At 34.1% G+C, this 25,537-nt stretch carries 22 protein-coding genes; 14 read left to right on the top strand and 8 right to left on the bottom strand.

Annotated elements, in window-relative coordinates:
• Positions 1–20: 20 nt before the first annotated feature.
• The 7 genes from porV (at position 21) to IRZ99_RS17760 (ending at position 8,447) form a co-directional block, all read left to right on the top strand.
• A complete protein-coding gene (gene porV, locus IRZ99_RS17790; RefSeq protein WP_194658528.1) occupies positions 21–1,229 on the top strand; it encodes a type IX secretion system outer membrane channel protein PorV in 1,209 nt (402 codons plus the stop codon).
• Positions 1,230–1,306: 77 nt separating this feature from the next.
• Entirely contained in the window at positions 1,307–1,789 is a 483-nt protein-coding gene (gene cdd / locus IRZ99_RS17785) for a cytidine deaminase (RefSeq protein ID WP_194658527.1), read from the top strand.
• 157 nt (positions 1,790–1,946) lie between these two features.
• Positions 1,947–2,945: a pyruvate dehydrogenase (acetyl-transferring) E1 component subunit alpha gene (gene pdhA / locus IRZ99_RS17780; protein ID WP_056190513.1), complete on the top strand. Its 999-nt coding sequence runs from the start codon at positions 1,947–1,949 to the stop codon at positions 2,943–2,945.
• A 6-nt stretch (positions 2,946–2,951) separates the two neighbouring features.
• Complete coding sequence (locus IRZ99_RS17775; protein ID WP_194658526.1) at positions 2,952–4,595, top strand: pyruvate dehydrogenase complex dihydrolipoamide acetyltransferase; 1,644 nt, start codon at positions 2,952–2,954, stop codon at positions 4,593–4,595.
• A gap of 91 nt (positions 4,596–4,686) precedes the next feature.
• Positions 4,687–6,537 (top strand): hydrolase/aminopeptidase, encoded by a 1,851-nt coding sequence (locus tag IRZ99_RS17770; protein ID WP_194658525.1) that lies wholly within the window; start codon positions 4,687–4,689, stop codon positions 6,535–6,537.
• A 401-nt stretch (positions 6,538–6,938) separates the two neighbouring features.
• Entirely contained in the window at positions 6,939–7,490 is a 552-nt protein-coding gene (locus tag IRZ99_RS17765; protein ID WP_194658524.1) for a carboxymuconolactone decarboxylase family protein, read from the top strand.
• Between the two features lie 78 nt (positions 7,491–7,568).
• Positions 7,569–8,447 (top strand): helix-turn-helix domain-containing protein, encoded by an 879-nt coding sequence (locus IRZ99_RS17760; RefSeq protein WP_194658523.1) that lies wholly within the window; start codon positions 7,569–7,571, stop codon positions 8,445–8,447.
• Here IRZ99_RS17760 and IRZ99_RS17755 read toward each other — a convergent pair.
• Positions 8,444–9,688, bottom strand: a complete 1,245-nt coding sequence (locus tag IRZ99_RS17755) for a glycosyltransferase family 4 protein (RefSeq protein ID WP_194658522.1) — start codon at positions 9,686–9,688, stop codon at positions 8,444–8,446. The genes IRZ99_RS17760 and IRZ99_RS17755 overlap by 4 nt on opposite strands.
• Positions 9,689–9,802: 114 nt before the next feature.
• Here IRZ99_RS17755 and IRZ99_RS17750 point away from each other — a divergent pair, with 114 nt between their 5' ends.
• Positions 9,803–10,384 carry a tRNA-(ms[2]io[6]A)-hydroxylase gene (locus IRZ99_RS17750; RefSeq protein ID WP_194658605.1) on the top strand — a complete coding sequence of 194 codons (582 nt, stop codon included), beginning with the start codon at positions 9,803–9,805 and terminating at the stop codon, positions 10,382–10,384.
• Between the two features lie 50 nt (positions 10,385–10,434).
• Positions 10,435–13,191: an AsmA family protein gene (locus IRZ99_RS17745; RefSeq protein ID WP_194658521.1), complete on the top strand. Its 2,757-nt coding sequence runs from the start codon at positions 10,435–10,437 to the stop codon at positions 13,189–13,191.
• 304 nt (positions 13,192–13,495) lie between these two features.
• Here IRZ99_RS17745 and rpmA read toward each other — a convergent pair whose 3' ends face one another.
• Complete coding sequence (rpmA, locus tag IRZ99_RS17740; protein ID WP_017497241.1) at positions 13,496–13,756, bottom strand: 50S ribosomal protein L27; 261 nt, start codon at positions 13,754–13,756, stop codon at positions 13,496–13,498.
• 24 nt (positions 13,757–13,780) lie between these two features.
• On the bottom strand, positions 13,781–14,218 hold the full coding sequence (gene rplU / locus IRZ99_RS17735; RefSeq protein WP_194658520.1) for a 50S ribosomal protein L21: 438 nt from the start codon (positions 14,216–14,218) through the stop codon (positions 13,781–13,783).
• Between the two features lie 272 nt (positions 14,219–14,490).
• Between rplU and IRZ99_RS17730 the strand changes: the two genes are divergently transcribed.
• Together IRZ99_RS17730 and IRZ99_RS17725 are read left to right on the top strand one after the other, a co-directional pair.
• Entirely contained in the window at positions 14,491–15,813 is a 1,323-nt protein-coding gene (locus IRZ99_RS17730) for a pitrilysin family protein (RefSeq protein ID WP_194658519.1), read from the top strand.
• Positions 15,814–15,826: 13 nt separating this feature from the next.
• Positions 15,827–17,875, top strand: a complete 2,049-nt coding sequence (locus IRZ99_RS17725) for a pitrilysin family protein (RefSeq protein WP_194658518.1) — start codon at positions 15,827–15,829, stop codon at positions 17,873–17,875.
• A gap of 141 nt (positions 17,876–18,016) precedes the next feature.
• Here IRZ99_RS17725 and IRZ99_RS17720 read toward each other — a convergent pair whose 3' ends face one another.
• Positions 18,017–18,883 carry a DMT family transporter gene (locus IRZ99_RS17720; RefSeq protein ID WP_194658517.1) on the bottom strand — a complete coding sequence of 289 codons (867 nt, stop codon included), beginning with the start codon at positions 18,881–18,883 and terminating at the stop codon, positions 18,017–18,019.
• Positions 18,884–18,985: 102 nt separating this feature from the next.
• Between IRZ99_RS17720 and IRZ99_RS17715 the strand changes: the two genes are divergently transcribed.
• Positions 18,986–19,363 (top strand): heavy-metal-associated domain-containing protein, encoded by a 378-nt coding sequence (locus IRZ99_RS17715; RefSeq protein WP_194658516.1) that lies wholly within the window; start codon positions 18,986–18,988, stop codon positions 19,361–19,363.
• 391 nt (positions 19,364–19,754) lie between these two features.
• Here the strand turns inward: IRZ99_RS17715 and gldD are convergent, their stop codons facing one another.
• From gldD to mutY, 4 genes are read right to left on the bottom strand one after another with little or no spacing between them, the layout of a single operon-like run.
• The gene (gene gldD / locus IRZ99_RS17710; protein ID WP_194658515.1) at positions 19,755–20,315 is read right to left on the bottom strand and encodes a gliding motility lipoprotein GldD; all 561 of its coding nucleotides are present in this window, start codon (positions 20,313–20,315) and stop codon (positions 19,755–19,757) included.
• A gap of 1 nt (position 20,316) precedes the next feature.
• Complete coding sequence (locus IRZ99_RS17705; protein ID WP_194658514.1) at positions 20,317–21,612, bottom strand: gliding motility-associated protein GldE; 1,296 nt, start codon at positions 21,610–21,612, stop codon at positions 20,317–20,319.
• 23 nt (positions 21,613–21,635) lie between these two features.
• A complete protein-coding gene (locus IRZ99_RS17700) occupies positions 21,636–22,076 on the bottom strand; it encodes a single-stranded DNA-binding protein (RefSeq protein WP_026983816.1) in 441 nt (146 codons plus the stop codon).
• A gap of 36 nt (positions 22,077–22,112) precedes the next feature.
• The gene (gene mutY, locus IRZ99_RS17695; RefSeq protein WP_194658513.1) at positions 22,113–23,159 is read right to left on the bottom strand and encodes an A/G-specific adenine glycosylase; all 1,047 of its coding nucleotides are present in this window, start codon (positions 23,157–23,159) and stop codon (positions 22,113–22,115) included.
• Positions 23,160–23,299: 140 nt separating this feature from the next.
• On the opposite strand from mutY, the gene IRZ99_RS17690 reads away from it, so the two are divergent.
• Both IRZ99_RS17690 and IRZ99_RS17685 read left to right on the top strand, forming a co-directional pair.
• A complete protein-coding gene (locus tag IRZ99_RS17690) occupies positions 23,300–23,590 on the top strand; it encodes an HU family DNA-binding protein (protein WP_007805026.1) in 291 nt (96 codons plus the stop codon).
• Between the two features lie 387 nt (positions 23,591–23,977).
• On the top strand, positions 23,978–25,522 hold the full coding sequence (locus tag IRZ99_RS17685) for a ribonuclease E/G (protein WP_026983818.1): 1,545 nt from the start codon (positions 23,978–23,980) through the stop codon (positions 25,520–25,522).
• The last annotated feature ends 15 nt before the right edge of the window (positions 25,523–25,537 follow it).

The following is a 25,537-nucleotide window of genomic DNA, read 5'->3' as shown; positions in this document are numbered from 1 at the left end:
AAATACCATTATTCCCCTAAATGAAAAAAATATCACTTTTACTAATTTGCTTTTTAATTGTTTCATACGCAAAAGCACAAGATATCAATCGACCGATTACAACCGGAGTTCCATTTTTACTGGTTGCCGCTGATGCCAGAGCAGCAGGTTTGGCAGATCAGGGCGTAGCAACTTCTGCCGACGCCTTTTCTCAGCAATGGAATCCCGCAAAATATGCTTTTTCAGAAGACAAACAAGGTCTGTCAATCAGTTATACTCCTTATTTAACAGATTTGGCCAATGATATTTCACTTGGCCAGTTAACATATTATAACAAAATCAACGACAAAAGTGCCTTTGCAGCAAGCTTTCGTTATTTTGGCTTTGGAGATATTGAATTAAGAACAACCGGAGACCCAAATGAAGCCGCAAGAATAGTATCACCTAATGAATTTGCTTTAGACGGATCCTATTCTTTGAAATTAAGTGAGAAATTCTCTATGGCTGTTGCAGGAAGATATATTCGCTCCAATTTAAAAATTGCTTCAGAAGATATTGATGCTTCTGCCGCAGGATCTTTCGCAGTAGATGTAGCCGGATTTTATCAATCAGAAGAAATTGCCTATACTGATTTTAATGGAAGATGGAGAGCAGGTTTCAATATCCAAAATCTGGGACCAAAAATCAGCTATGACAATGATGACATAAGCGCTAACTTTTTACCAGCCAACTTAAGACTTGGTGGAGGTTTTGACTTTATATTAGACGACTATAATAAAGTGAATCTTAGTGTTGAATTTACCAAATTATTAGTTCCGACACCTCCGGGACCCGGAACGCCGGTTGACACAAATGGAGATGGAGATTTTACAGATGCCGAAGATATTAGCCAGGAAGAAGCAAATACTATCAACTACAACAACTATAACGACATAGGCTGGGCTGAAGGTATTTTTAAATCTTTTACAGATGCACCAGACGGTTTTAGTGAAGAATTAAAAGAAGTTACCTACAGTGTTTCAGGAGAATATATGTATCAGGATGCTTTTGCAGTTCGTGCAGGTTATTTTCACGAAAGCCCGGAAAAAGGAGCAAGACAATTCTTTTCATTAGGAGCTGGCTTCAAATACAATATCGTAAAAATTGATGTCTCTTACTTATTCTCAACATCAAAAGTTAAAAATCCGTTAGAAAATACACTTCGTTTTTCTTTAACGTTTAACTTTGGCGACAAATACGAAACTTATTAAAAAGATAAAATAAAAAAACAATAACAATCCAAATTTCTATTTTTTTAGGAGTTTGGATTTTTTTTCCCATAAAAACAATGAAAGAAATAAGCGTTACATCATCATTTGAAGTATATGATAACTTAAAAGAACTTTCGACCGAAATTCAGGATTTAATGAATCAGGCTGTTGAAATTCGTAAAAAAGCCTATGCTCCCTATTCTCAATTTAGAGTTGGTGCTGCATTACTTTTAGATAATGGTAAAATAGTTTTAGGATCAAATCAGGAAAACGCAGCATATCCATCAGGATTATGTGCAGAGCGTGTAGCGATTTTTCATGCCGGAAGTGTTTATCCTGAAGCAAAAATTTTAAAAATGGCAATTACTGCTGCTTCAGATACTAATCAAACAAAAGCTCCAATTCCACCTTGTGGCTCTTGCCGTCAGTCAATTGCAGAATACGAAATCAAACAGGACACCCCTATAGAAATCTATTTTATGGGCGAAATAGGTGAAGTTTACAAATCAGCATCCCTAAAAAATTTACTTCCTTTTATGTTTGATAAAAAGTTCTTGTAAAAAAAAGCCAAAAAGTAGCGTTTAAATTTTAGTTCTTAAATCTAATGTCTTATTTTTGCATCCCGACCTTTCGGGCGCAAATTTGTGGGAGGAAACTATTTTGCGTTATAGGCAACAATTGATAACACAAACAACTTTAGCAAAAGAAAGAATTCAGATGAAAGAAGTTACAAAAGAAGTATATTTAAAGTGGTACGAAGACATGCTGCTTTGGAGAAAGTTTGAAGACAAACTTGCAGCATTATACATTCAACAAAAAGTTAGAGGTTTTCTACACTTATATAATGGTCAGGAAGCTGTATTAGCGGGCGCTTTGCACGCTATGGATTTGACCAAAGACAAAATGATTACTGCTTACAGAAACCACGTACAGCCAATTGGTATGGGGGTTGATCCTAGACGCGTAATGGCCGAACTTTTAGGAAAAGCAACAGGAACTTCTAAAGGTATGGGAGGTTCTATGCACATTTTCTCTAAAGAACACCGTTTTTACGGAGGTCACGGAATCGTAGGCGGACAAATTCCGGTAGGAGCTGGTTTAGCTTTTGCTGATAAATATTTTGAAACTGGCGGAGTTACCATGACTTACTTTGGTGATGGAGCTGCAAGACAAGGTTCATTACACGAAGCTTTCAACATGGCAATGCTATGGAAACTTCCAGTTGTATTTATCGTTGAAAACAACGGTTATGCAATGGGAACTTCTGTTGAAAGAACTGCAAACCACACTGATATCTGGAAACTTGGTTTAGGATACGAAATGCCTTGCGGACCAGTTGACGGAATGAATCCTGTAAAAGTTGCTGAAGCTATGACAGAAGCAATTGACAGAGCTCGTCGTGGAGACGGACCAACTTTCCTTGAAATGAAAACGTACCGTTACAGAGGACACTCTATGTCTGATGCACAATTATACCGTTCTAAAGAAGAGGTTGAAGAGTACAAAAAAATTGACCCTATTACACAAGTTTTAGATGTAATTATGGATCAAAAATATGCTACAGAAGAAGAGATTGAAGTAATTGACCAAAGAGTGAAAGATTTGGTTGAAGAGTGTGTGAAATTCGCTGAAGAATCTCCATATCCTGAATTACAACAATTATACGATGTAGTATACGCACAAGAAGACTATCCATTCACACCTCATAAACTATAATATATTATGGCGATAAAAGTAACAATGCCTCGTTTGAGCGATACTATGACGGAAGGAACGGTAGCGACTTGGTTAAAAAAAGTAGGCGACAAAATTAGCGAAGGAGATATCCTTGCTGAAATTGAAACAGACAAAGCAACAATGGAGTTCGAATCTTTTAACGAAGGAACTCTTTTACATATTGGAATTCAGGCTGGAGAAACTGCTCCTGTTGATTCATTATTAGCAATTATCGGAAACGAAGGAGAAGACATTTCAGCTTTATTGGCTGGTGGTGACGCTCCTGCTACTGAAGCTCCAAAAGCAGAAGCTGCTCCAGCTGCTGAAGCAAAAACTGAAACTGCTCCTGCAAAAACTGCAACTGAATTACCAAAAGGTGTCATAGTTGTAACTATGCCTCGTTTGAGTGATACAATGACAGAAGGAACAGTTGCAACCTGGTTGAAAAAAGTAGGTGATGCTGTTGCTGAAGGTGATATTTTAGCTGAAATTGAAACTGACAAAGCTACTATGGAGTTTGAGTCTTTCAATGCCGGAACATTATTATACATCGGAATCCAGGAAGGAAATACAGCTCCTGTTGACAGTTTATTAGCTATCATTGGGCCTGCTGGAACTGACATTTCCGGAATTGCTGAAAATTATACTGCCGGAGGTACTGCAACTGCAAGTGCTCCTGCAACTGAAGAAAAAGCTGCTCCTGCTGCTGAAAAAGCAACTGAGGCTGTTGCCGAAACTTCATCAAATGGAGGAAGAATTTTAGCTTCGCCTTTAGCGAAAAAAATCGCTTCTGACAAAGGAATCCAATTAACTCAGGTTAAAGGTTCTGGAGAAAACGGACGTATCGTGAAAAGCGATATCGAAAACTTTACTCCATCTGCACAACCTCAGCCTGCTGCAACTTCTGCTGCTAAACCACAAGAAGCTGCTGCTCCTGCTGCGCCAAAAGTATTTGTTCCTGCTGGGGAAGTTTTCACAGAAGAGATCAAAAACTCTCAAATGCGTAAAATTATCGCAAAACGTCTTGCTGAATCATTATTTACTGCACCTCACTATAACTTAGTGATCGAAGTAAGCATGGACGAAGCTATGGGCGCAAGAGCGACAATCAATACTGTTCCTGATACAAAAGTATCTTTCAACGATATGGTAATTAAAGCTTGTGCTTTAGCCTTGAAAAAACATCCAAAAATTAACTCTCAGTGGAAAGAAGATGCTATCATCATCAACCACCACGTTAATATTGGTGTTGCTGTTGCTGTTGAAGACGGATTAGTAGTTCCTGTATTGAAATTTACAGACGCTATGAGTTTATCTCAAATTGGCGCTTCAGTAAGAGATCTTGCGGGAAGAGCTAAAAACAAAAAACTTGGACCACAAGAAATGGAAGGAAGTACTTTTACAGTATCTAACCTTGGAATGTTTGGCATCACTGAATTCAATTCAATTATCAACCAACCAAACTCTGCTATCCTTTCTGTAGGTGCAATTGTTGAGAAACCAGTAGTTAAAAACGGTCAGATTGTAGTTGGAAACACAATGATGTTGTCATTAGCTTGTGACCACAGAACAATTGATGGTGCAACTGGCGCTCAGTTCTTACAAACATTAAAACAATACATCGAAAGCCCAGTTACAATGTTGGCATAATCGCTGTTAATTTTATATTTAAATCCCGTTTTGTTTATTCAAAACGGGATTTTTTATTTAATTTCATCCTCACAATTCAATACTTCATAAAATGAAAAAACTAATCCTTGTAACTTTATTCCTGACAGCAATTGCCTGCCAGAAAAAAGAGCAAACCGAAAAACCAGCAGTTGTTACAGACGAACACAGTTTCTCTAAACCAGAACTTGCTGTAGTAAAACATTTAGACCTCGACATCAAAGTTGATTTTGATACGCAAACTATTTCAGGAAAAGCGTCCTGGACAATTAACAATGTTAGTAAAGGAAATGAAATTATCTTCGATGAAAATACGTTAAATATCACTAAAGTAACTTTAGGAGACGAAGAAAAAGAAACCAAATTTGAACTGGGTACAGCAGTTGAATTCCACGGAAAACCGCTTCATGTTACTATTGAACCAAATACTACTAAAGTTAATATTTACTATAGCACAACCAAAGATGCTGTAGCATTACAATGGCTAAATCCGCAACAAACGGCTGATAAAAAGAAACCATTTGTTTTCTCTCAGGGAGAAAGTATTTGGTCACGTACGTGGATTCCGTGTCAGGATTCTCCTGGAATTCGTTTTACTTATAATGCAAAAGTTACGGTTCCTAAAGATTTAATGGCCGTAATGAGTGCTTCGGTAAATCCGCAGAAAAAGAATGATACCGGAGTTTATACATTTAAACAAGACAAAGCAATTCCGTCTTATTTAATAGCAATTGCAGTTGGAGATATTGAATTTCAAACTATTGATAACAGAACTGGTGTTTATGCAGAACCTTCTTTACTAAAAAAAGCTGCCTGGGAATTTGCTGAATTAGGAAAAATGGTTGGCGCAGCCGAAAAATTATACGGCCCATATCGTTGGGGTCGTTATGATGTTTTGGTTTTACCTCCGAGTTTTCCTTATGGCGGAATGGAAAATCCAAATCTAACTTTCTTAACTCCCGGTGTTATTGCAGGCGATCGTTCCTTAACAAGTTTATTGGCTCACGAATTAGGTCACAGCTGGAGCGGAAATTTAGTTACCAATGCCACTTGGGATGATATTTGGTTAAATGAAGGTTTTACCACTTATGTTGAACACAGAATCGGAGAAGAAATTTTCGGCAAGAAAGAAGCTGAAATGCAGGATGTTTTAACTCGCAAAGATTTAAACGATAATATCGCAGAATATGGCTCAACAAATCCTGATACAAGATTAAAAGTAAGTCTAACTAACAGAAATCCAGATGATGGAATCAGTCAAATTCCTTATGTAAAAGGATATAATTTCTTAAAAGTAATTGAAGCAGCAGTTGGACGTGAAAAATTCGATCCGTTTATTAAAAACTATTTTGATGCACATGCTTTTCAATCAATCACAACAGAAGATTTTGTAAAATATCTAAAAGAGAATCTTATTAAAGATGACAAAGCGCTGGCTGATAAAATCAAGTTAGATGATTGGATTTACAAACCAGGAGTTCCATCAAACATTACTGCTGTTTCTTCTGATGATTTTACAGCAATTGATAATATTCAGAAAAACTGGAGAACGACCGGCGTTAAAGGATTAAGTGAGAAAATAAAATCAACTACAGAAAAACAGCATTTTATAGACTATTTACCTGCTGATATTACTATTGAAGAAATGACAGCAATCGATAATGAATTCAGTTTTACTAAAAATGGAAACTTTGTTATTAAACGTCAATGGTTCATTCAGGCAATTCGTCATCAATATAAAACGGCTTATCCTGCGATCGAACAATTTATGATTGCAACGAGCAGAACCGGATCATTAATATCACTTTATAAAGAATTAGTTAAAACTCCGGAAGGAAAAGTTTGGGCTAAACAGATTTTTGAAAAAGCAAAATCTGGCTATCATGCAACAACTGTTCAGGCTGTTGAAGGTTTATTGAAATAGTTTTCAGTCACAGTGAACAGTAACAATAAACAGTTTGCATTTTTATACTTTACACCCCCGATTATCAGATAGATAATTTGGGGTTTTTTTTTATCCCATAGGGATTACATGTTGGTAGAAAAAATAACATCCATTTTGATCATTGTCCCGTTAGGGACTACACCAATATGTAATAATATGTAGTCCCTAACGGGACAAATAGCTTTAATACTTGACAATTTCTACCAACATGTAATCCTTACGGGATAAATTACAATCGGTTACTCTTTTATTCAAAAAAAACAACTCGGGAAAATTGTCCATCACATAGCGTTAATTCTCCATGTTCTAAATTCTGTAATCGTCGCACCTTTGTAATGTCAAAAGACAACAAATAAATAATAACATAAAAATTAAATAAAATGACACGATTAACAGCATTAAACCCAGAAGAAGTAACAGGAAAAACAAAAGATTTATTCAACGCTGTACAAGCTAAATTAGGAGTTGTTCCGAACATGATGAGAACAATGGGGAATTCTCCAGCAGTACTTGAAGGATATTTAAACCTAAGCGGTGCTTTGAGCCACGGAAAACTAAGCGCAAGAACAGGAGAATTAATCGCATTAGCAGTTTCAGAAAGCAATTCATGTGATTACTGTGTTGCAGCTCACACCTTCATTGGAGGAAAACTATTAAAAACTGACTCACAGGTTTTACAAGATGCAAGAACAGGAAGTTCTGCCGATGCAAAAACGGAAGCGATTCTTCAATTTGCTAAAACATTAATCAGTAAAGGCGGATTAGTAAATAACGAAGATGTAGATACATTAAAAATTGCAGGAGTTTCAGATGCTGAACTTGCAGAAACTGTTGCTCATGTAGCTTTGAATGTTTTAACCAACTATTTCAACAATACAGCCAATACAGAAATTGATTTTCCGGCAGTGCCAAGTTTAGAGTTACAAAACTAAAAATACAAAAAACAGCTTATAAAGATAGTTGTGAATTCATTCATGACTATCTTTATATTTTTAAAAACGCTACAGATTATGAGCAATCAGAATGTTTTTACACTAATAAATCCACAAACGGGAAATCTGGCTTTCAAACTTCTTCCGTTTGGCGACAACAGTCATTTTGATCATTTGCAACGCAATAATTTTTTCTCTTTAATTTGGGTTACCAAAGGAAAAGGAAAGGTAAAAGCAGATTTTGCCGAGCATCATTTTGAAGAAAACTCCCTCCTCGCCTTTTCTCCTTATCAGCCTTTTATGCTTTGCGTAAACGAACCCATCGAAGGAATTGCGATTCACTTTCATCCGGATTTTTATTGTATTCACATGCATCAAAAAGAAGTTTCCTGCAGTGGTGTTTTATTTAATAATGTTTATCAGCCACCGTTTGTCCAAATTACAAACGAGGCTTCTGCCACTTTTAAAATGGTTTTGGATCAGATGAAAGCCGAAATTCAAAACACTGATTTGGCGCAATATGAATCTTTGGTTTCTTATTTAAAGATTTTTTTAATCACAGCTTCCCGATTAAAAAATCAGCAGTTAGAAGAAATGAAATCGGTTCCAAATTCTAAAGAGCCCTTTATTCTTCAGAATCTAAAAGATGCCATTGAAGACAATTTTAAAACCAAACATTCTGCCGGGAACTATGCCGACCTGTTGAATATTTCGGCGAAAGCCTTAGCTAAAATATCCAAAAATTATTTCAACAAAACCTTAACCGATTTAATTGCGGAAAGAATAATCATTGAAGCCAAAAGAGAATTGTACATGACCAATAAAACAGTAAAAGAAATTGCTTATGAATTAGGTTATGACGACGAGCACTACTTTAGTCGATTTTTTAAAACCAATGCTGATGTTTCGCCGCAATTATACAGAGAAACCGTGGGATTTGGAAAAATGGCAGATTAATTTTTATTCTTAGCTTCAATCCATTTTGCCATGTATTTGGTGCTTTTCAAGGTGTGATGCTGAAGCAAACTTCCCATAAAATTTTGTAGACGATGGCTTTCAGAATCATTCAACAGTGAATTAATTTTTGTTATTAAAGCAGTCGAATATTTGCTTAACTGATAACATTCATTCACGATTGCAACTCCATTTTTTTGAGCTTGTTTCCATAAATTTTCATCATGATATAATGCAACCGCTTTTTTCGCAAATGTTTCAATATCATCTGAAATAAAACCATTCCAGGGTAAATTCGCATACATTGCTTCGGAACCAATTATTGTAGTCACGCTTGGAGTTCCGCATTGCATGGCTTCTAATAATTTTCCTTTTAGGCCTGCTCCAAAACGAATCGGTGCCAAAACTATTCTTGCATTTTTTACCACTTCATTTGCATCTACTGCTCTTCCCATGATAAAAAAACCATTTTTAGGCTGGTGCAATTGCAATACTTTTTGCGAAGGATAAGCGCCATAAACCTCTAAAACAGCTTCTGGAAATTGTTTTTTAATTAAAGGCCAGATCGATTCTTTTAAATATTGAACGGTATTCCAATTGGGTTCATGAAGAAAATTTCCGATGAAAACAAAATTCTTGCGTTCTTCAAACAAAGGCAATTTCAAAAGATCCAGATCAGACATTTCATAGACCAAAAATGGTAAATAATACAATAAATCCGAATCAATTTTAAAAACCTCTTTTAAAACTTTCATTTCAAATTCGGAAATAATAAAAGAGAGATCGCATCTTAAAATACTGGCAATTTCACGTTTCGCTACTTCTTCAGTTAATAAATCATTTAACGCAAAAGTTCTGTTTTCTTTGAAAGCTTTTTGCCTTGCGGTTCTTAAACAATGTAAATCTTCAGTATCTAATAATCGAATCGCTTTTGGGCAATTTTCAGCCACACGCCAGCCAAACTGCTCTTCAATCATAAAACGATCAAACAAAACAACATCCGGATTTAATTCGATTACAAAATCATCAAAACTGGAATTATTCAATTCAATTGATTTTTTCTCAACTCCAAATTCAGATAAATCAACCATAAAATCACTGTCTAAGGCCGGACTTGCAAATGTAATTTGAAATCCATTTTGCTTAAAAATAGAAATCAATTGCATCATTCTGCCACCAGCCGCAGACGAATTTGGTTCGGGCCAAACAAAACCTATAATTAAAAGTTTTTTGATCTGATTCATTTTATTTGTTTCAAGTTACAAAATAATACTATTTTGCGCGGATTTGCACCATATTTGCTGACTTTCGGTGATAAAAAAACACTAATTTTGCAGAATACTTTTTTCTATAAAATTATGTTGGGATTAAAATTAGCCACAGACCCTCGTTGGGTAAATATAGTCGAATCGAATATCGAAGAAATTTTGACGGATCATGCCTGGTGCGAGCAGAAAGCAGCTTCAAATGCAATCAGTTTAGTTACTTATAATTCTGAATTAGAGGAATTAGTAACCGAAATGTTAGTTATTGCACGGGAAGAACTGGAGCATTTGCAGATGGTTCACGACATTATTAAGAAAAGAGGACTTACACTGGGGCGCGAACGAAAAGATCATTATGTAAATGAGCTTTTTAAATTCATGAAAAAAGATGGAAGCCGAAAAGACGCACTTTGCGATCGTTTATTGTTTTCGGCAATGATTGAGGCTCGAAGCTGTGAGCGTTTTAAAGTACTTTCTGAAAATATAAAAGATGAAGAATTAGCTAAATTCTATCGCGATTTAATGATTTCTGAAGCTGGACATTATACTACCTTTTTAGGATTTGCAAGAAAGTATGCAGATAATGTTGATGTTGATAAGCGTTGGAAAGAGTGGATAGAATATGAAGGCTCAATCATTACGAATTACGGAAAAAACGAAACAGTTCACGGATAATATTTTCTTATCTGAATCTTATTCTTTATTATTAAACACCTCCATTTGTTATGACAGCAAGTAAAAAGAAATCCGTTTTATTAAAAATAGCTAAATATTTTGGAATAACTTTCGTCGTCATCTTAGGATTACTTTTCTTGCTACCCATAATTTTTGCGGACACCATTAAAGAACAGATTAAAAAAACTGCGAACGAAAAATTAAGTGCTGAACTGAATTATTCAGATGTTTCCGTTTCCTTTTTTCATCATTTCCCTTCGTTGACTTTAACTTTAAGCGATCTGAATCTTAACGGATCAGCTCCCTATAAAAACGAGAAATTCATTACTGCAAAAGAGATTTCTTTTGGAATAAATGTTGCCAGTTTAGTCTTTAGTAAAACAGTAAAAATTGATCAAATATACTTATCTGATTCTTTTATTAATGTAAAAGTCAATGCAAACGGAGAAGCAAATTACAACATTTACAAATCTTCATCCCAAGCTTCAAACCCAAAAGACACCACTGAGACAGCCTTAAAATTAGAACGAATTGAGATTCTAAACAGTAAAATAATTTACGACGATCAATCAACCAAAGTTCATTTTGACGCACTCGGATTTAATTACAAAGGAAAAGGAAATTTAGACAAAGCTGTTTTTGATTTATACTCTGTTGCCAAAATTGAAAAGTTAAATATTATTTACGAAGGCGAACCTTATTTAATGAACAAAAAAGTTGATGCCGATTTAATTACTAAAGTAAATGTAAATTCCTTATCCTTCTTCTTCCAACAAAACAACCTTAAAATCAACCAACTTTTGGTCGATTTTAAAGGGAAATTTGACTTCCTGAAAGATGGCTATAATATGGATTTTGTTATAAAATCGACCAACAGCCACCTGAATGATGTATTTACGGCTTTTCCTCCAAAATATGTAACCTGGCTATCTAAAACCGAATTAAAAGGAAACACCAACTTACTTTTGACTTTAAAAGGAGACTACATTGCTTCGCAAAAAATAGCACCAGACCTTAATTTAGACGTCAAAATTGATAGCGGGTTTGTGAATTATAATAAAAGCGCTTTTCCTGTTTCGAACTTATATCTGGATATAAAAACAAAAGTTCCTTCTTTAAATCCGGATCTTGTAATCGTTGACGCGAGAAATTTGTCTTTAAACATAAATAAAGATTATTTAAAATCTAAATTTCACGTACAAGGCGTAAACAGGCCAGATATTAACGGAGAATTTAAAGCTCAAATTGATCTTGAAAAATTAATGAAAGCACTTGGAATTCCAAATGTAGAGTTAAAAGGAAATTTAGCTGGTGATATAAAAACAAACGGAAAATTTGATACTAAAAACAGACTTTTTCCAGTTACAAAAGGAAGTATTGATTTAGAAAATGGTTATTTAAAAACGCCTTATTATCCAAATCCAATTACCAATATTACCATTAAATCTAAAATTGAAAACAACAAAGGAACTTTTGATGATTTGAAAGTAAGCCTAAAGCCTACTCAATTTACATTTGAAGGAAAACCGGTTTTCGTAGAAGCTGATTTAAGCAACTTTGATGATTTAACATATGATATCAAAGCAAAAGGAGAATTGGATGTCAACAAAATCTATAAAGTTTTCTCTCAGAAAGGACTGGATTTAGATGGTTTTGTAAAAGCCGATTTGGTTTTGAAAGGAAAACAGAGTGACGCCGAAAAAGGAAACTACAGCAAATTACACAACAAAGGAACTCTTGAACTAAGAAATATTGGTATTACATCAGAGTATCTTCCAAAGAAATTCATCATTAAAGAAGGAATTTTCAAAATCAATCAGGATAAAATGTCGTTCAATAACTTCTTGGCTGCGTACGGCCAATCTGATTTTAGAATGAATGGTTATTTACAGAATGTTTTCAATTATGCAACCACAAATACAGGCGTTTTAAGAGGCTCTTTTAAAGTTACGGCAAAATACATCAACATAGATGAATTCATGTCGAGCACACCGGCTAACACATCAGTTACACAAACAAAAACAGAAACTCCAGCTCCAACCGAAGCAAAACAAACAGGAGTCATTATCATTCCGTCTAATTTGAATTTACAATTGATAGCAAATGCACAAAAAGTGTATTTTGACAAATTGATCCTTCAAAACGCGACAGGAAACTTAAACATGAACAAAGGCAAGCTGAGCATGCAGAATACCGGATTCAATTTAATAGGATGCAATGTGGTTATGAATGCCAATTATCAAGCAGTGACGACTCAAAAAGCAAATTTCGACTACAATATTAAGGCCTCTGATTTTGATATTAAAAGAGCTTATAATGAAATTGAAGTTTTCAGAAAAATGGCCAGTGCCGCTGAAAAAGCACAAGGTATTGTTTCTCTGGATTATCAATTAAAAGGTCGTTTAAACGGAAATATGGAACCCGTTTATCCATCATTAACTGGTGGCGGAACACTTTCTGTAAAAGATGTAAAAGTTAGAGGATTAAAAATGTTCAATGCCGTGAGTAAGGAAACAAGCTCTGAAGCCATGAAAAATCCTGATCTTTCTAAAGTTGACATTAAAACAACCATCAAAAACAATATTATGACGGTTGACCGTTTTAAATTTAAGTTTGCCGGCTTTAGACCAAGAATTGAAGGCACAACAAGTTTAGACGGAAAATTGAACTTAAAAATGCGTTTAGGACTTCCTCCTCTTGGCATCTTTGGAATTCCGCTGACCGTTACCGGAACACAGGATAATCCGAAAATTAAAGTGGGACGAAAATCGCAAGATTTAGAAGAAACAAAAGATACCGAAGAATAAAATTATAAAAATCTGCTTATTCTAAGCAGTTTTTTTTATTGCAAACTATAACATATAGGAAACGAATTTATAATTTTCGACAGTCATTCCTTTGGCAATAATTATCATTCAAAAACTTGCAATAAGTTTATTTATGAAACTCCTCAAGTCGAAAAAATAGCAATTGCTCATACATCCTCAATAATAAATCAATAAATTTTACCGTTTATTAGTTTATATACGCCGATAAATCATTTCAATTTTATAGTAAAACAAAAAACCCGATCTTTTCAGAACGGGTTTTTTATAATAAGTAATCTAATGATTATGCTTCGAATGGAAGAATAGATACATAAGATTTGTTATCTTTTTTCTTTTGGAACTTAACAACTCCAGCTACTCTTGCGTGTAGTGTGTGATCTTTACTGATGTAAACGTTCTCACCTGGATTATGTTTTGAACCTCTTTGTCTAACGATGATGTTCCCAGCAATAGCAGCTTGTCCACCAAAAATCTTAACGCCTAGACGTTTTGATTCTGATTCTCTACCATTCTTCGAACTACCGACACCTTTCTTGTGAGCCATGACGTATGAGTTTAAATATTGTTATTATTCTTTAGTAGCTTCTTTTTTTGCTTTTGGAGCTGCTTTTTTAGCTTTAGGAGCTTCTACTTCTTCAGTAGCTACTTCTTCTGCCACAACCGCTTTTTTAGCTGCTGCTTTTTTAGTTCCTCCTGCTGCAGTAATACCTTCAATTACAATTTGAGTAAGATATTGTCTGTGACCATTTCTCTTTTTGTATCCTTTTCTTCTTTTCTTTTTGAAAACGATAACTTTGTCTCCTTTTAAGTGTTGTAACACTTTAGCTTCTACTGAAGCACCTTCTATAGCTGGGGCGCCTAAAGTTACATTTCCATTATCGTCTAATAAAAGAACTTTGTCAAAAGAAACTTTTGAACCTTCTTCATTAGTCAAACGGTTAACATAAACCTTTAAGTCTTTGCTTACTTTAAATTGTTGCCCTGCTATCTCTACGATTGCATACATACCAAATTGATTTATTGATTTTTAAGGTTGCAAATATACAATTAATAATTTACTGTGCAATCTCTTATTTCAAAAATATTTATTTAACCTTAAAGTCTGTTTTTCAAGGTGTTTTAGCCGCATTAAAAACCAATTTTAAAGTAAAAGACTGTTAAAGTATTATGAAAACAGGAACAGATTTCCATTTCATAATTAAAAAAACTTATTTTTGATGTAACTATAAACAAGTCTTGGCTACCTATTATTTAGGTAAATATAAATTATTAATCTCTATGAAAAATTCAATAATGATGTTAAGTGCTGCATTAATGCTCGGCGGAGTTGCTCATGCCCAAAAAGTAGCTTTTGAAGAATATAATCTGGATAACGGCATGCACGTAATATTGCATAACGATCCTTCTGCTCCTGTTGTCATTACATCGGTAATGTATCATGTTGGCTCAAAAGACGAACGCCCTGACCGAACGGGTTTTGCACATTTCTTTGAACATTTATTATTTGAAGGAACTCAAAATATAAAACGTGGCGAATGGATGAAAATTGTTACCGCAAATGGTGGAGTCAACAATGCAAATACATCAGATGACAGAACTTATTATTACGAAGTTTTTCCATCAAACAGTTTAGAATTGGGTCTATGGATGGAATCTGAAAGATTAATGCATCCAATTATCAATAAAATCGGCGTTGATACTCAGAATGAAGTTGTTAAGGAAGAAAAAAGAATGCGTTACGACAATCAGCCTTATGGAAACATTTTGCCGGTTGTTAAAGAGAATATGTTCAAAAATCATCCTTATCGCTGGACAACTATCGGTTCTATGAAAGATTTGGATGCTGCAACTTTAGAAGAATTCCAGGCTTTTAATAAAAAATTCTATACGCCAAACAATGCCGTTTTAGTAGTTGCCGGAGATTTTGACAAAACCAAAACAAAAGAATGGATTCAGAAATATTTTGGGCCAATTCCGAAAGGCGAGGTAGTTAAAAAACAAACTTTTACCGAAGAACCTATCAATAAAACAATAAAAGCAACTTACGAAGATCCAAATATTCAGATTCCGATGGTAGTTGCCTCTTACAGAACCCCATCAATGAAAACAAGAGATGCAAGAGTTTTAGATTTGATCTCTTCTTATTTAAGTGATGGAAAAAGTTCAAAATTGTACAAAAAAATAGTTGATGATAAAAAAATGGCGCTTCAAATTGGCGCTGTAGGTTTTAGTCAGGAAGATTACGGAATGTACATTTTATATGGCTTACCAATGGGAACGTATACAATGGATGACATTTTAAAAGAAATGGATGAAGAAATTGTAAAAATCCAAACCGATTTGATTTCTGAAAAAGACTATGAAAAATTGCAGAATAAATTCGATAATAACTTTGTAAATGCAAATGCAACCGTTGAAGGAATTGCTGAAAATCTGGCTTCTTATTACCTACTTTATGGAGATGTAAATTTGATAAATACAGAAATTGATTTATATCATTCTATTACAAGAGAAGAAATCAGAGAAGTTGCTAAGAAGTATCTAAACCCAAATCAACGTTTAGTTTTAGAATATATTCCTTCAACAAAAGTTCAAAATTAAGAGCCGCCAAGTCATGAAAAAAATACATACAGTTTTAATCCTTTTATTCCTAACTGGAATTATGCAAGCACAAGATCGTCCACAACCAAAACCAGGCAATTCACCAGTAGTCAATATCAAAAAACCGCAAACTTTTGTTTTGGCAAACGGCATGAAGGTCCTGATAGTTGAAAATCATAAATTGCCAAGAGTAAGTTTCAATCTTACTTTAGACAATGCTCCTTTTACAGAAGGAAATAAAAAAGGTGTTGACGAATTAACAAGCAGCTTAATTGGAAATGGCACTAAAAAAACAGCCAAAGAAGCTTTTAATGAGGAAATTGATTTTTATGGTGCTAACATCAATTTCACCTCTCAAGGCGCTTATGCAAGTTCGCTTTCTAAATATTCAGGACGTGTTTTAGAGCTTTTGGCCGAAGGTGCTTTGCAACCAAATTTCACACAAGCCGAATTTGATAAAGAAAAAGCAAAATTACTTGAAGGCCTTAAAGCCGATGAAAAAAGTGTTCCTGCTATTGCCAATCGTGTTGTTGATGTTTTAGCTTTTGGAAAAAATCATCCTGCCGGTGAATATCTTTCTGAAGAAACAGTGAAAAACGTTACCCTTGCAGATGTTCAGACGAATTATGCAACTTATTTCGTCCCTGAAAATGCTTATTTAGTAATTATTGGAGACATTAAGTTTAAAGAAACAAAAGAAGCTGTGGAAAAACTTTTTGGCGGCTGGAAAAAACAAGCAGCTCCAAAAAATACTTACCCGGATCCTGTGAATGTTTCTAAACTTCAAATTGATTTTGTTGATGTTCCAAATGCGGTTCAATCTGAAATTTCATTGGTAAATACGGTAAATTTAAAAATGAGCGATCCTGATTTTTTCCCAGCTGTAATTGCAAATCAAATTTTAGGTGGTGATTTCAATAGTTATTTAAACATGAATTTACGTGAAAAACATGCCTGGACGTACGGTGCAAGTTCAAGTATTGGAAGCGGAAAATATGTAACCAAATTCAAAGCATCATCTGCCGTTAGAAATACCGTGACAGATAGTGCTGTTGTACAATTTGTAGAAGAAATTAAAAGAATCAGAACTCAAAAAGTTTCTGAAGATGTTTTAAAAAATGTAAAAGCAGGTTACATTGGACGCTTTGTAATGCAGGTTGAAAAACCACAAGCTGTTGCACGTTACGCATTGAACATCGAAACCGAAAAACTTCCGGCCGATTTCTACGAAAAATACATTCAGACTATAAATAATGTTACCCCGGATGATATTTATCGCGTAGCCAATAAATATTTCCTTTTGGATAATATGCGAATTATAATTGCCGGAAAAGGTTCTGATGTTATTCCTGGTTTAGAAAAACTTCAAATTCCGATTTATTATTTTGATAAATACGGAAATCCGGTTGAAAAACCAGTTACTAAAAAAGAAGCTCCAGCGGGAATTACCGCGAAAACAGTTTTTGAAAATTACCTTAAGGCTATTGGTGGAGAAAAAGCAGTTTCGACTGTAAAAACATTAGCTATGAACGGAACAACTACTGTTCCACAAGCTCCTGAACCTTTGACTTTTACATCTAAATTAGATTCAAAAGGAAAAATGATGGTTTCACTTGCTATGGGAACAATGAATTTAATGAAACAAGTGGTAAATGAAAAAGGTGCTTATATAGAACAACAAGGGCAACGAAAAAACCTTGAAGGCAATGATCTTACTGAAATGAAAGCAAACGCTGCTCCTTTTGAAGAATTGCAATTACAAAAAAGAACAGATTTAAAAGTAGATTCAATCGAACCAATTAATGGTAGCGACGCATATGCTATTAAAGACGGAAAAACTACTTATTTCTACGATGTAAAATCAGGTTTAAAAGTAGCAGAATCTAAAGTTCGCGAACAAGATGGGAAATCATCCACACAAATAACAAACTTCAATGATTATAAAGAAGTAAAAGGTATAAAAGTTCCTTTCAATTTAATTCAGAATGTTGGTTTTGAATTGGATATCAAGATGTCTGACATTAAGATCAACGAAGGAGTTTCTGATGCTGATTTTCTTTAGAAAAAAGGTGCTAAGGTGCTGAGATAATAAGATTTTTATAGGCTTTGTCAAAGTTTAAAACTTTGACAAAGCTTTTTTTATACCTAAATTTTATTAAGCCCAATCCAACATTTCACCTCTCACAAAAACCATTTCGCAGTATTACTTTTTAGCAGACAAATAAACTCCAATTAAAATAATAAATGCTCCAAAAAACTGAATTGGCGTCAGCATTTCATTATCTAATAATCCCCAGAAAAAGGCGACTATCGGAATTAAATACGTTACCGATGTTGCAAATACTGGAGATGACATTTGAATCAGTTTAAAGAATAGAACATTCGCGATTCCGGTTCCTAAAACCCCTAAAATCATTACGAAGAAAATCGAATGCTGCGTGGCATCAAAATTTATCCTTTGCGGAATATCGGTTGTACTTAAAATGATTAACGCTGGTAAAAGCAAAACCGCAAAGTTTCCAGTTGTAATACTAACCGAATTCAAATCAGACAAATATTTTTTAATTAAATTGACATTTATAGCATAACAAAGTGTTGCAATCACCACCAAAAGAACATAGTAATAATTCTGCCCCGGATGTGCGGATGCTCCGCTTAAAACCAATAACAAACAGCCAATCAAACCCACAAAAACGCCTAAAACCTGGCGCTTTTGAAATTGAATTCCAAAAATAAGAATTCCCAATACCAAAGTATTCAAAGGCGTTAAAGAATTTAAAATAGCCACAATTGAACTATCAACTTCAGTCTCTGCAATGGCAAAAAGATAAGCGGGAGTAAAAGTTCCAAAAAGTGATGTTATGGCAACAAATTTCCATTGGCGACGCGAAATCTTCTTCAGGCTTTTAAAGCCGATAATCAATAGAAATAAGGCTGCAAAAATAATTCGGAATGAACCTACCTGAACCGCCGTTAATCCAACTAATCCTCTTTTAATTAAAATGAAAGAACTTCCCCAGATTAGCGAAAGAACCAATAAATAAGCCCACTTTAATTGTTTTGCATCCATAAAATGTATTTTACTGCAAATTTGTAATAATTTTACGAACCAACCTCTTGAATTTTATTAATTTTGCAATGAACTTATTGACAAATTTAAAATCTATATAGAATGAAATTCACAAAAATAATAGCAACACTAGCAATCGCTGGTTTAGTATTGGTAAGCTGTAAAAAAGAAGAAGATAAAAATTTGGCGAATATCAAAGACATAGAAACAGCTCCAAAAAAACACAAAGCAATTGCTGCTGAAAATGTACAAACTGCCAGTTTCGAAATCGAAGGAATGACTTGCGCAATGGGATGTGCAAAAACAATCGAAAAAGAACTAACAAATCTTGACGGAGTAGAAAAAGCTACTGTAGATTTTGATAAAAAAACAGCTACTGTTGTATTTGACAAAACGGTTCAAAACCAGAAAAACTTAACAAAAGTTGTACAGGCAACCGGAGACGGAAAAACTTATAAAGTTTCAAATATTAAATCGTAAGGATTAAAAATTCAACATTTAAAAAGGCGTTCAAATTTGAACGCCTTTTTAAATTATATTTGTTGAGAAGCACTTACCCACACAAGCGCGACGTAAAAAATAAATGAAGAATAATGGATTTAATAGAAATAATAGCAGGACGATATCTCATTGAGTTTCTTGGAGCATGCATAAGATTCACTTATTTAAATACCATGGTTCTTTTCAAAGAAGATGACTTTATTATCTTCTCAGAAATATGGTCTCCTAAAGGGAATAACAATAAAAAAAATGCTAATAGCGAAAGAAATCACATGATAGGGGTAATTTTCTTAGGAGTAACCGTCTTTCTTTTGATAATCTTTACAACATAAAAAAGGAGTTCAATTGAACTCCTTTTTTATGTTTTTTTTTATTTCCACTTTAGTGTCTCCATCAATCGCTGCATATCATTTTTAATATAACTCGCAGCTGGCATAACCGAATCAAAATTAGGTTTAGCATAAAAATAAACCGATCCTGTTATAAAGTGTTTTGTACTATCCGTCACATAAAATTGCGAGTTTGTTGCAGCGTTTCCATCAACCTGATAAAACATCCCGTAAACCTTTTTATGCGGATTTAAATACGGTTGTTCTAAAATATCATCTGCTTTAATAACATGCTCATAAGTTAGCTTCTGAGCATCTTTCAGTAATTTTTCGATATCACCATTTACCGGTTTATAGGTCAGGTAAATAGTGGCTTTCATTTTTGGATATGTAATGGCAAAACCACAATTTTTTTCAGCCTTTATAATAGCCGCTTCATTCATTTCAAAAGAAAAAGGGCAATTGTTTTCAAACTGTGCATAAGTTGCTTCCGGATAATCTAAACGCAAAAAACTCGCCGGTTTAGGCAACACATCGTCTTTACAGCTTACAACTGTTAATGTCAGCAAAATGGTTGTTATTAAAATTATTCTTTTAAACATTTTATTCTATTGTTACTTTTATTTGTTTTATGCGCTTCTTGTCAACCGTTTCTATTGTAAACAGACAGTTTTCAAAAGCTATTTTTTGTTCTTTTTTAGGGAAGTTACCCAGAATTTCTAAAATAAAACCAGCTAATGTTTCAGCTTCGCCTTTATGTGATTCAAAAACATCTTCATTAACATCAACAATTCTGTAAAAATCTTTCATGTTAATTTTTCCTTCAAAAAGGAAATTCTTTTCATCAATTTGTGAAAAGTTCAAATTCTCATCATCAAACTCATCACTTATATCCCCCACTATTTCCTCAATAACATCTTCTAAAGAAACTAATCCTGATGTTCCGCCGTATTCATCAACCACAATCGCCAAATGGCTTTTAAGGCTCTGAAAATCCTTTAATAAATTATCGAGTTTTTTATTCTCAGGAACAAAAAAAGCTTCTCTCATTAAAGTCGTCCAGTCAAATTCTTTTTTGTCAATATGCGGCAATAAATCTTTAACAAACAAAACGCCTTCGATCTGATCGATATTGTCGCGATAAACAGGAATTCTCGAAAATCCTTTTTCGATTATCTTCGGATAAATAGCTTCAAATGATTCTGATATTTCCAAACCAAAAATATCAATCCTCGGACTCATAACTTGTTTTGTATCTGTATTTCCAAAGGAAACAATTCCCTCTAATATTTTTTGTTCATCTTTTGATGTCCCTTCAGAATCTGTAAGTTCAAGAGCCTGAGAAAGCTGATTTATTGAAAAACTGTTTTTCTGCTTCCCTAATTTATGCTGCAAATATAACGTAACGCTACGCATCGGCAAGCTAATTGGAGATAGTAATTTATCTAAAAAAGAAATTGGATAGGCCACCCATTTAGCGAATTTTATATTGTTTCGGCTCGCGTAAACTTTTGGTAAAACTTCAGCAAAAAATAAAATCAAAAATGTAACAAGAATAACTTCAAGAATAAATTTTAAAACCGGTGAAGTAATATTGTCAAATATATTTTGTCCGATAAAGGAGAACAGAATCACAACACCAATGTTTAAAAAGTTATTGGCGACTAATAAGGTAGCTAAAAGTTTTTTGGGCTTATCCAAAAGATTAGAAATGATTTTCCCTTTTGGAAGATTCTCTTGTAAAGTCTCATCAATATCTTTTTGAGATAAAGAAAAAAGTGCTACTTCGGCACCTGAAACAATTGCCGACAGAAACAGCAAAATAAATATTCCGACAAAACCAATAATTAAATTGATGTCTAAAGTTGTAGTAAAAAATAAACTGGGCTCTGGGTCCAAATTAAAAAAGATTAGTTAAACAATCAGAAAGGCAAGTCGTTTATAGGCAAGCTTTCGTTCGACGCATCAAAGTTAGTATTTTTTGCGGATTCCTGATCTTGATGTGGCTTATGATTTCCTGTCTCTTTTTTGGTAGTCAAGAAAGTAAACTCAGTAACCTGAATTTCGGTTGTATATTTTGTAGTACCATCTTCGGCTTGCCATTGACGGGATTTTATACGTCCTTCAACATATATTTTATCGCCTTTAGATAAATATTTCTCACAGATTTCGGCGGCTTTATTGCGCACAACTAAATTATGCCATTCTGTAGAAGTTATTTTTTCGTTGGTCGTTTTATTGATATATACTTCATTTGTAGCCAACTGAAAACGACCGATGCAGTTTCCTCCATCAAAATAATGCATTTTCACATCATCGCCCAAATGGCCAATCAGCATCACCTTATTTAAAGTTCCGTTCATAGTTTTTAGTGGTATTTATCCCAAAGATACATTTTTTTAGCAAATTATTTCCTGCTTTTCTATAAAATTATAAATCACAATTGGAAAAGGAAAAGTTTTTAAATCACTGGTATTCACACCGTTCACTATTTTTTCTTTAATTTTAACTTTCCAGAACTGAATATGAAGATGTTGATGTGAAAGTTTATGAATTACAATTGTTTCCGCACATTCCTCTATACCTATTATAGTATAGGAAGAAAAAACATCAAACTGTACCGCTTTTGAGACAAAATCAAAACCAACAATTTCGTCTGTTTCTAAAAGAGGAAATTCATATAAATTATGCCAAATTCCTTTTGAAGTCCTTTTTTGAATTAAAGTATTCCCTAAAGCATCTTCTAAAACCAAATAATTAAAGAAACGATTTGTGACTTTTACCTTTTTTGATTTCACTGGCAAAGCATCTACTTTCTTTTTTTGCAAAGCCGCACAACTTTCGTTAAAAATACAAATCATACAATTTGGACTTTTAGGAACACATTGCAAAGCACCAAACTCCATTATCGCCTGATTAAAGATTGCCGGGCTATCTTTTGGCATTATTTCATAAGCCAGTGCAGTAAACTCTTTTTTGGTTGCCGGCAAGCCAATATCCGATTCAATATCAAAATATCTCGAAAGCACTCTAAAAACATTTCCATCAACAACCGGAACCGCTTCATTATATGAAAAAGAAGCAATCGCAGCAGCGGTATATTCACCAACACCTTTCAATTTTAATAACGCTTCATAGTTTTCCGGAAAAACTCCATTTAGTTCATTTGCCACATATTGAGCCGTTTTATGCAGATTTCGGGCACGAGAATAGTATCCTAATCCCTGCCAAAGTTTCAAAACCTGTTCTTCTGACGCATTTGCCAAATCAAACACTGTAGGAAATTCTTGCGTAAAATTGAAAAAATAAGGCATTCCCTGAGCAACTCGCGTTTGCTGAAGCATAATTTCTGAGAGCCAAATTAGGTAAGGATCCGTCGTTTTTCGCCATGGCAAATCACGCTTGTTCTGTAAATACCAACTTATCAATATGTTATGAAAATCCATTGTAAAATACTTAGAAAACAAAAGTAAATGTTTATGTAATTAAAATTTAACGAATTAGCTTGATTAATTATTTTTTTAATTCCTATATTTGCAAACTCAAAAAAATAGTACATCATTTATAAAATAAAATAGGAAAGAAAATGACGAAAGCAGATATCGTAGCGAAAATTTCAGAGAAACTAGGTCTTGAAAAAGGAGATGTTCAAGCAACAGTAGAAACTTTTATGGAAGAAGTTAAAACTTCACTAGAAACTGGAGACAATGTTTACCTAAGAGGTTTTGGAAGTTTTATCGTAAAAACTAGAGCTGAAAAGACAGGAAGAAACATTTCAAAAAACACAACTATTAAAATTCCTGCACACAACATTCCTGCGTTTAAACCTGCAAAAGTATTTGTAGAAGGAGTTAAAACAAACAACGAAGCAAAATAATACTATTAATTAATCATAAAATCGACACGATATGCCAAGTGGTAAAAAAAGAAAGAGACATAAGGTAGCTACTCACAAACGTAAAAAAAGAGCGAGAGCTAACCGTCACAAAAAGAAAAAGTAGTTTTAAACTACTTTTTTCTTTTTAAACGTTCATTGAAATTGAGAATTAGTGTTTAGTCATCAGATTTTAGTATTCAGTTTACTGATTACTTACAACTGCAAACTGCCTGCTGATTTTCCCCGGGTTCAATACCTGTTAAAAATATTGTTTAATCCATCTGTAGATAAGATTTTAGACTTTAGACTTAAGATTTTAGATTTTTTTGAATCTATACTCTTCTCTCTTTTTTCTATTTTCTGAAAAAACAGATAAAAATTTACAGTGTGAATAAAGAATTAATCATTAGATCTAGTTCTGAAGCCGTAGATTTTGCCTTATTAAAAGATGGAAAACTAATTGAATTACATAAAGAAGAAGAGAAAAGCAACTTTCAGGTTGGTGATATTTTTATTGCCAAAATACGAAAACCAGTTGCCGGACTTAATGCTGCTTTTGTAAATGTAGGCTTCGAAAAAGATGCCTTTTTACATTATCACGATTTAGGACCTAACTTAGCTTCCCAACTGAAATTCATAAAACTTGTAAGCGCAGGTAAAATAAAAGATTTCTCCCTAAAAACCTTTCAGTTTGAAAAAGAGATTGACAAAGATGGCATCATTACTGATATTTTAAGTGCCAATCAATCTGTTTTAGTTCAAGTTGTTAAAGAACCTATATCGACCAAAGGTCCAAGGATAAGCGCTGAGCTTTCATTGGCAGGAAGATTTATTGTTCTCGTTCCATTTTCTGACCGCGTTTCTATTTCTCAAAAAATAGAAGACAAAAAAGAAAAGGATCGTCTAAAAAAACTTGTTCTATCGATCAAACCTAAAGGATTTGGTGTTATTGTTCGCACAGTAGCCGAAGGCAAAAACGTAGCCGAATTAGAAAAAGATTTGCAGAACCTGCTTGGCAGATGGACTGCAATGTGTAAAAAATTACCAACTGCTCATCATCCATCAAAAGTATTAGGAGAGCTTAACAGAGCTTCTTCGATATTAAGAGATGTATTTAATGATACCTTCAGCGGTATTCAGATAGATGACGAAGAGTTGTACCATCAAACGAAGGAATATCTGCAAGAAATTGCACCTTCAAAACAATCGATTGTAAAGTTTTATCAATCAAACGACACTCCAATTTTCGAGAAATACAATATAGAGAGACAAATCAAAACTTCATTTGGACGTACCGTTTCCATGAGTAAAGGCGCGTATCTTATTATTGAACATACTGAAGCTCTTCACGTTATAGACGTAAATAGCGGAAATCGTTCAAATAAGGCGACCAACCAGGAAGATACTGCCATGGAAGTAAATATGATTGCTGCCGCTGAAATTGCCAGACAACTTCGTTTGCGTGATATGGGCGGAATAATCGTAGTTGATTTTATCGATATGTCTAATCCTGAAAACAGGAAAGTCTTGTTCGACTTCTTGCGAGAAGAAATGAGCGACGATAAAGCAAAACATAAAATCTTACCGCCTAGTAAATTTGGTTTAGTTCAAATTACCAGACAACGCGTAAGACCAGAAGTTAATATTAAAACCAGAGAAGAAGATCCAAACAATGAGCATGGCGAAATTGAAGCGCCAATTTTAATCATTGATAAAATCGCATCTGATCTGGACAGAATTTTAAAAATCCGCAAAGACGTTGTGCTTAATGTACATCCGTTTGTGGCTGCTTACCTCAGTAAAGGTTTTCCATCCTTACGTTCAAAATGGTTTTTTGAACATAAGAAATGGGTGAAAATCATACCTCGTGACGCTTACACGTACTTAGAATACCATTTCTATGATAAAAAAGGAAATGTTATTTCAGAATAAAATAAAAACCGCCTC

This window comes from Flavobacterium sp. LC2016-12, from assembly GCF_015351595.1.
In the GTDB taxonomy this organism is placed as follows: Bacteria; Bacteroidota; Bacteroidia; order Flavobacteriales; family Flavobacteriaceae; genus Flavobacterium.
The sequence above is the reverse complement of the archived record's forward strand: the minus strand, read 5'-3'. Positions and strand labels throughout refer to the sequence as shown.

Excerpts from the sequence above, each read along its gene's own strand:
- porV (WP_194658528.1), top strand. The coding sequence starts at position 21 with ATGAAAAAAATATCACTTTTACTAATTTGCTTTTTAATTGTTTCATAC.
- cdd (WP_194658527.1), top strand. The coding sequence starts at position 1,307 with ATGAAAGAAATAAGCGTTACATCATCATTTGAAGTATATGATAACTTA.
- pdhA (WP_056190513.1), top strand. The coding sequence starts at position 1,947 with ATGAAAGAAGTTACAAAAGAAGTATATTTAAAGTGGTACGAAGACATG.
- IRZ99_RS17775 (WP_194658526.1), top strand. The coding sequence starts at position 2,952 with ATGGCGATAAAAGTAACAATGCCTCGTTTGAGCGATACTATGACGGAA.
- IRZ99_RS17770 (WP_194658525.1), top strand. The coding sequence starts at position 4,687 with ATGAAAAAACTAATCCTTGTAACTTTATTCCTGACAGCAATTGCCTGC.
- IRZ99_RS17765 (WP_194658524.1), top strand. The coding sequence starts at position 6,939 with ATGACACGATTAACAGCATTAAACCCAGAAGAAGTAACAGGAAAAACA.
- IRZ99_RS17760 (WP_194658523.1), top strand. The coding sequence starts at position 7,569 with ATGAGCAATCAGAATGTTTTTACACTAATAAATCCACAAACGGGAAAT.
- IRZ99_RS17755 (WP_194658522.1), bottom strand. The coding sequence starts at position 9,688 with ATGAATCAGATCAAAAAACTTTTAATTATAGGTTTTGTTTGGCCCGAA.
- IRZ99_RS17750 (WP_194658605.1), top strand. The coding sequence starts at position 9,803 with ATGTTGGGATTAAAATTAGCCACAGACCCTCGTTGGGTAAATATAGTC.
- IRZ99_RS17745 (WP_194658521.1), top strand. The coding sequence starts at position 10,435 with ATGACAGCAAGTAAAAAGAAATCCGTTTTATTAAAAATAGCTAAATAT.
- rpmA (WP_017497241.1), bottom strand. The coding sequence starts at position 13,756 with ATGGCTCACAAGAAAGGTGTCGGTAGTTCGAAGAATGGTAGAGAATCA.
- rplU (WP_194658520.1), bottom strand. The coding sequence starts at position 14,218 with ATGTATGCAATCGTAGAGATAGCAGGGCAACAATTTAAAGTAAGCAAA.
- IRZ99_RS17730 (WP_194658519.1), top strand. The coding sequence starts at position 14,491 with ATGAAAAATTCAATAATGATGTTAAGTGCTGCATTAATGCTCGGCGGA.
- IRZ99_RS17725 (WP_194658518.1), top strand. The coding sequence starts at position 15,827 with ATGAAAAAAATACATACAGTTTTAATCCTTTTATTCCTAACTGGAATT.
- IRZ99_RS17720 (WP_194658517.1), bottom strand. The coding sequence starts at position 18,883 with ATGGATGCAAAACAATTAAAGTGGGCTTATTTATTGGTTCTTTCGCTA.
- IRZ99_RS17715 (WP_194658516.1), top strand. The coding sequence starts at position 18,986 with ATGAAATTCACAAAAATAATAGCAACACTAGCAATCGCTGGTTTAGTA.
- gldD (WP_194658515.1), bottom strand. The coding sequence starts at position 20,315 with ATGTTTAAAAGAATAATTTTAATAACAACCATTTTGCTGACATTAACA.
- IRZ99_RS17700 (WP_026983816.1), bottom strand. The coding sequence starts at position 22,076 with ATGAACGGAACTTTAAATAAGGTGATGCTGATTGGCCATTTGGGCGAT.
- mutY (WP_194658513.1), bottom strand. The coding sequence starts at position 23,159 with ATGGATTTTCATAACATATTGATAAGTTGGTATTTACAGAACAAGCGT.
- IRZ99_RS17690 (WP_007805026.1), top strand. The coding sequence starts at position 23,300 with ATGACGAAAGCAGATATCGTAGCGAAAATTTCAGAGAAACTAGGTCTT.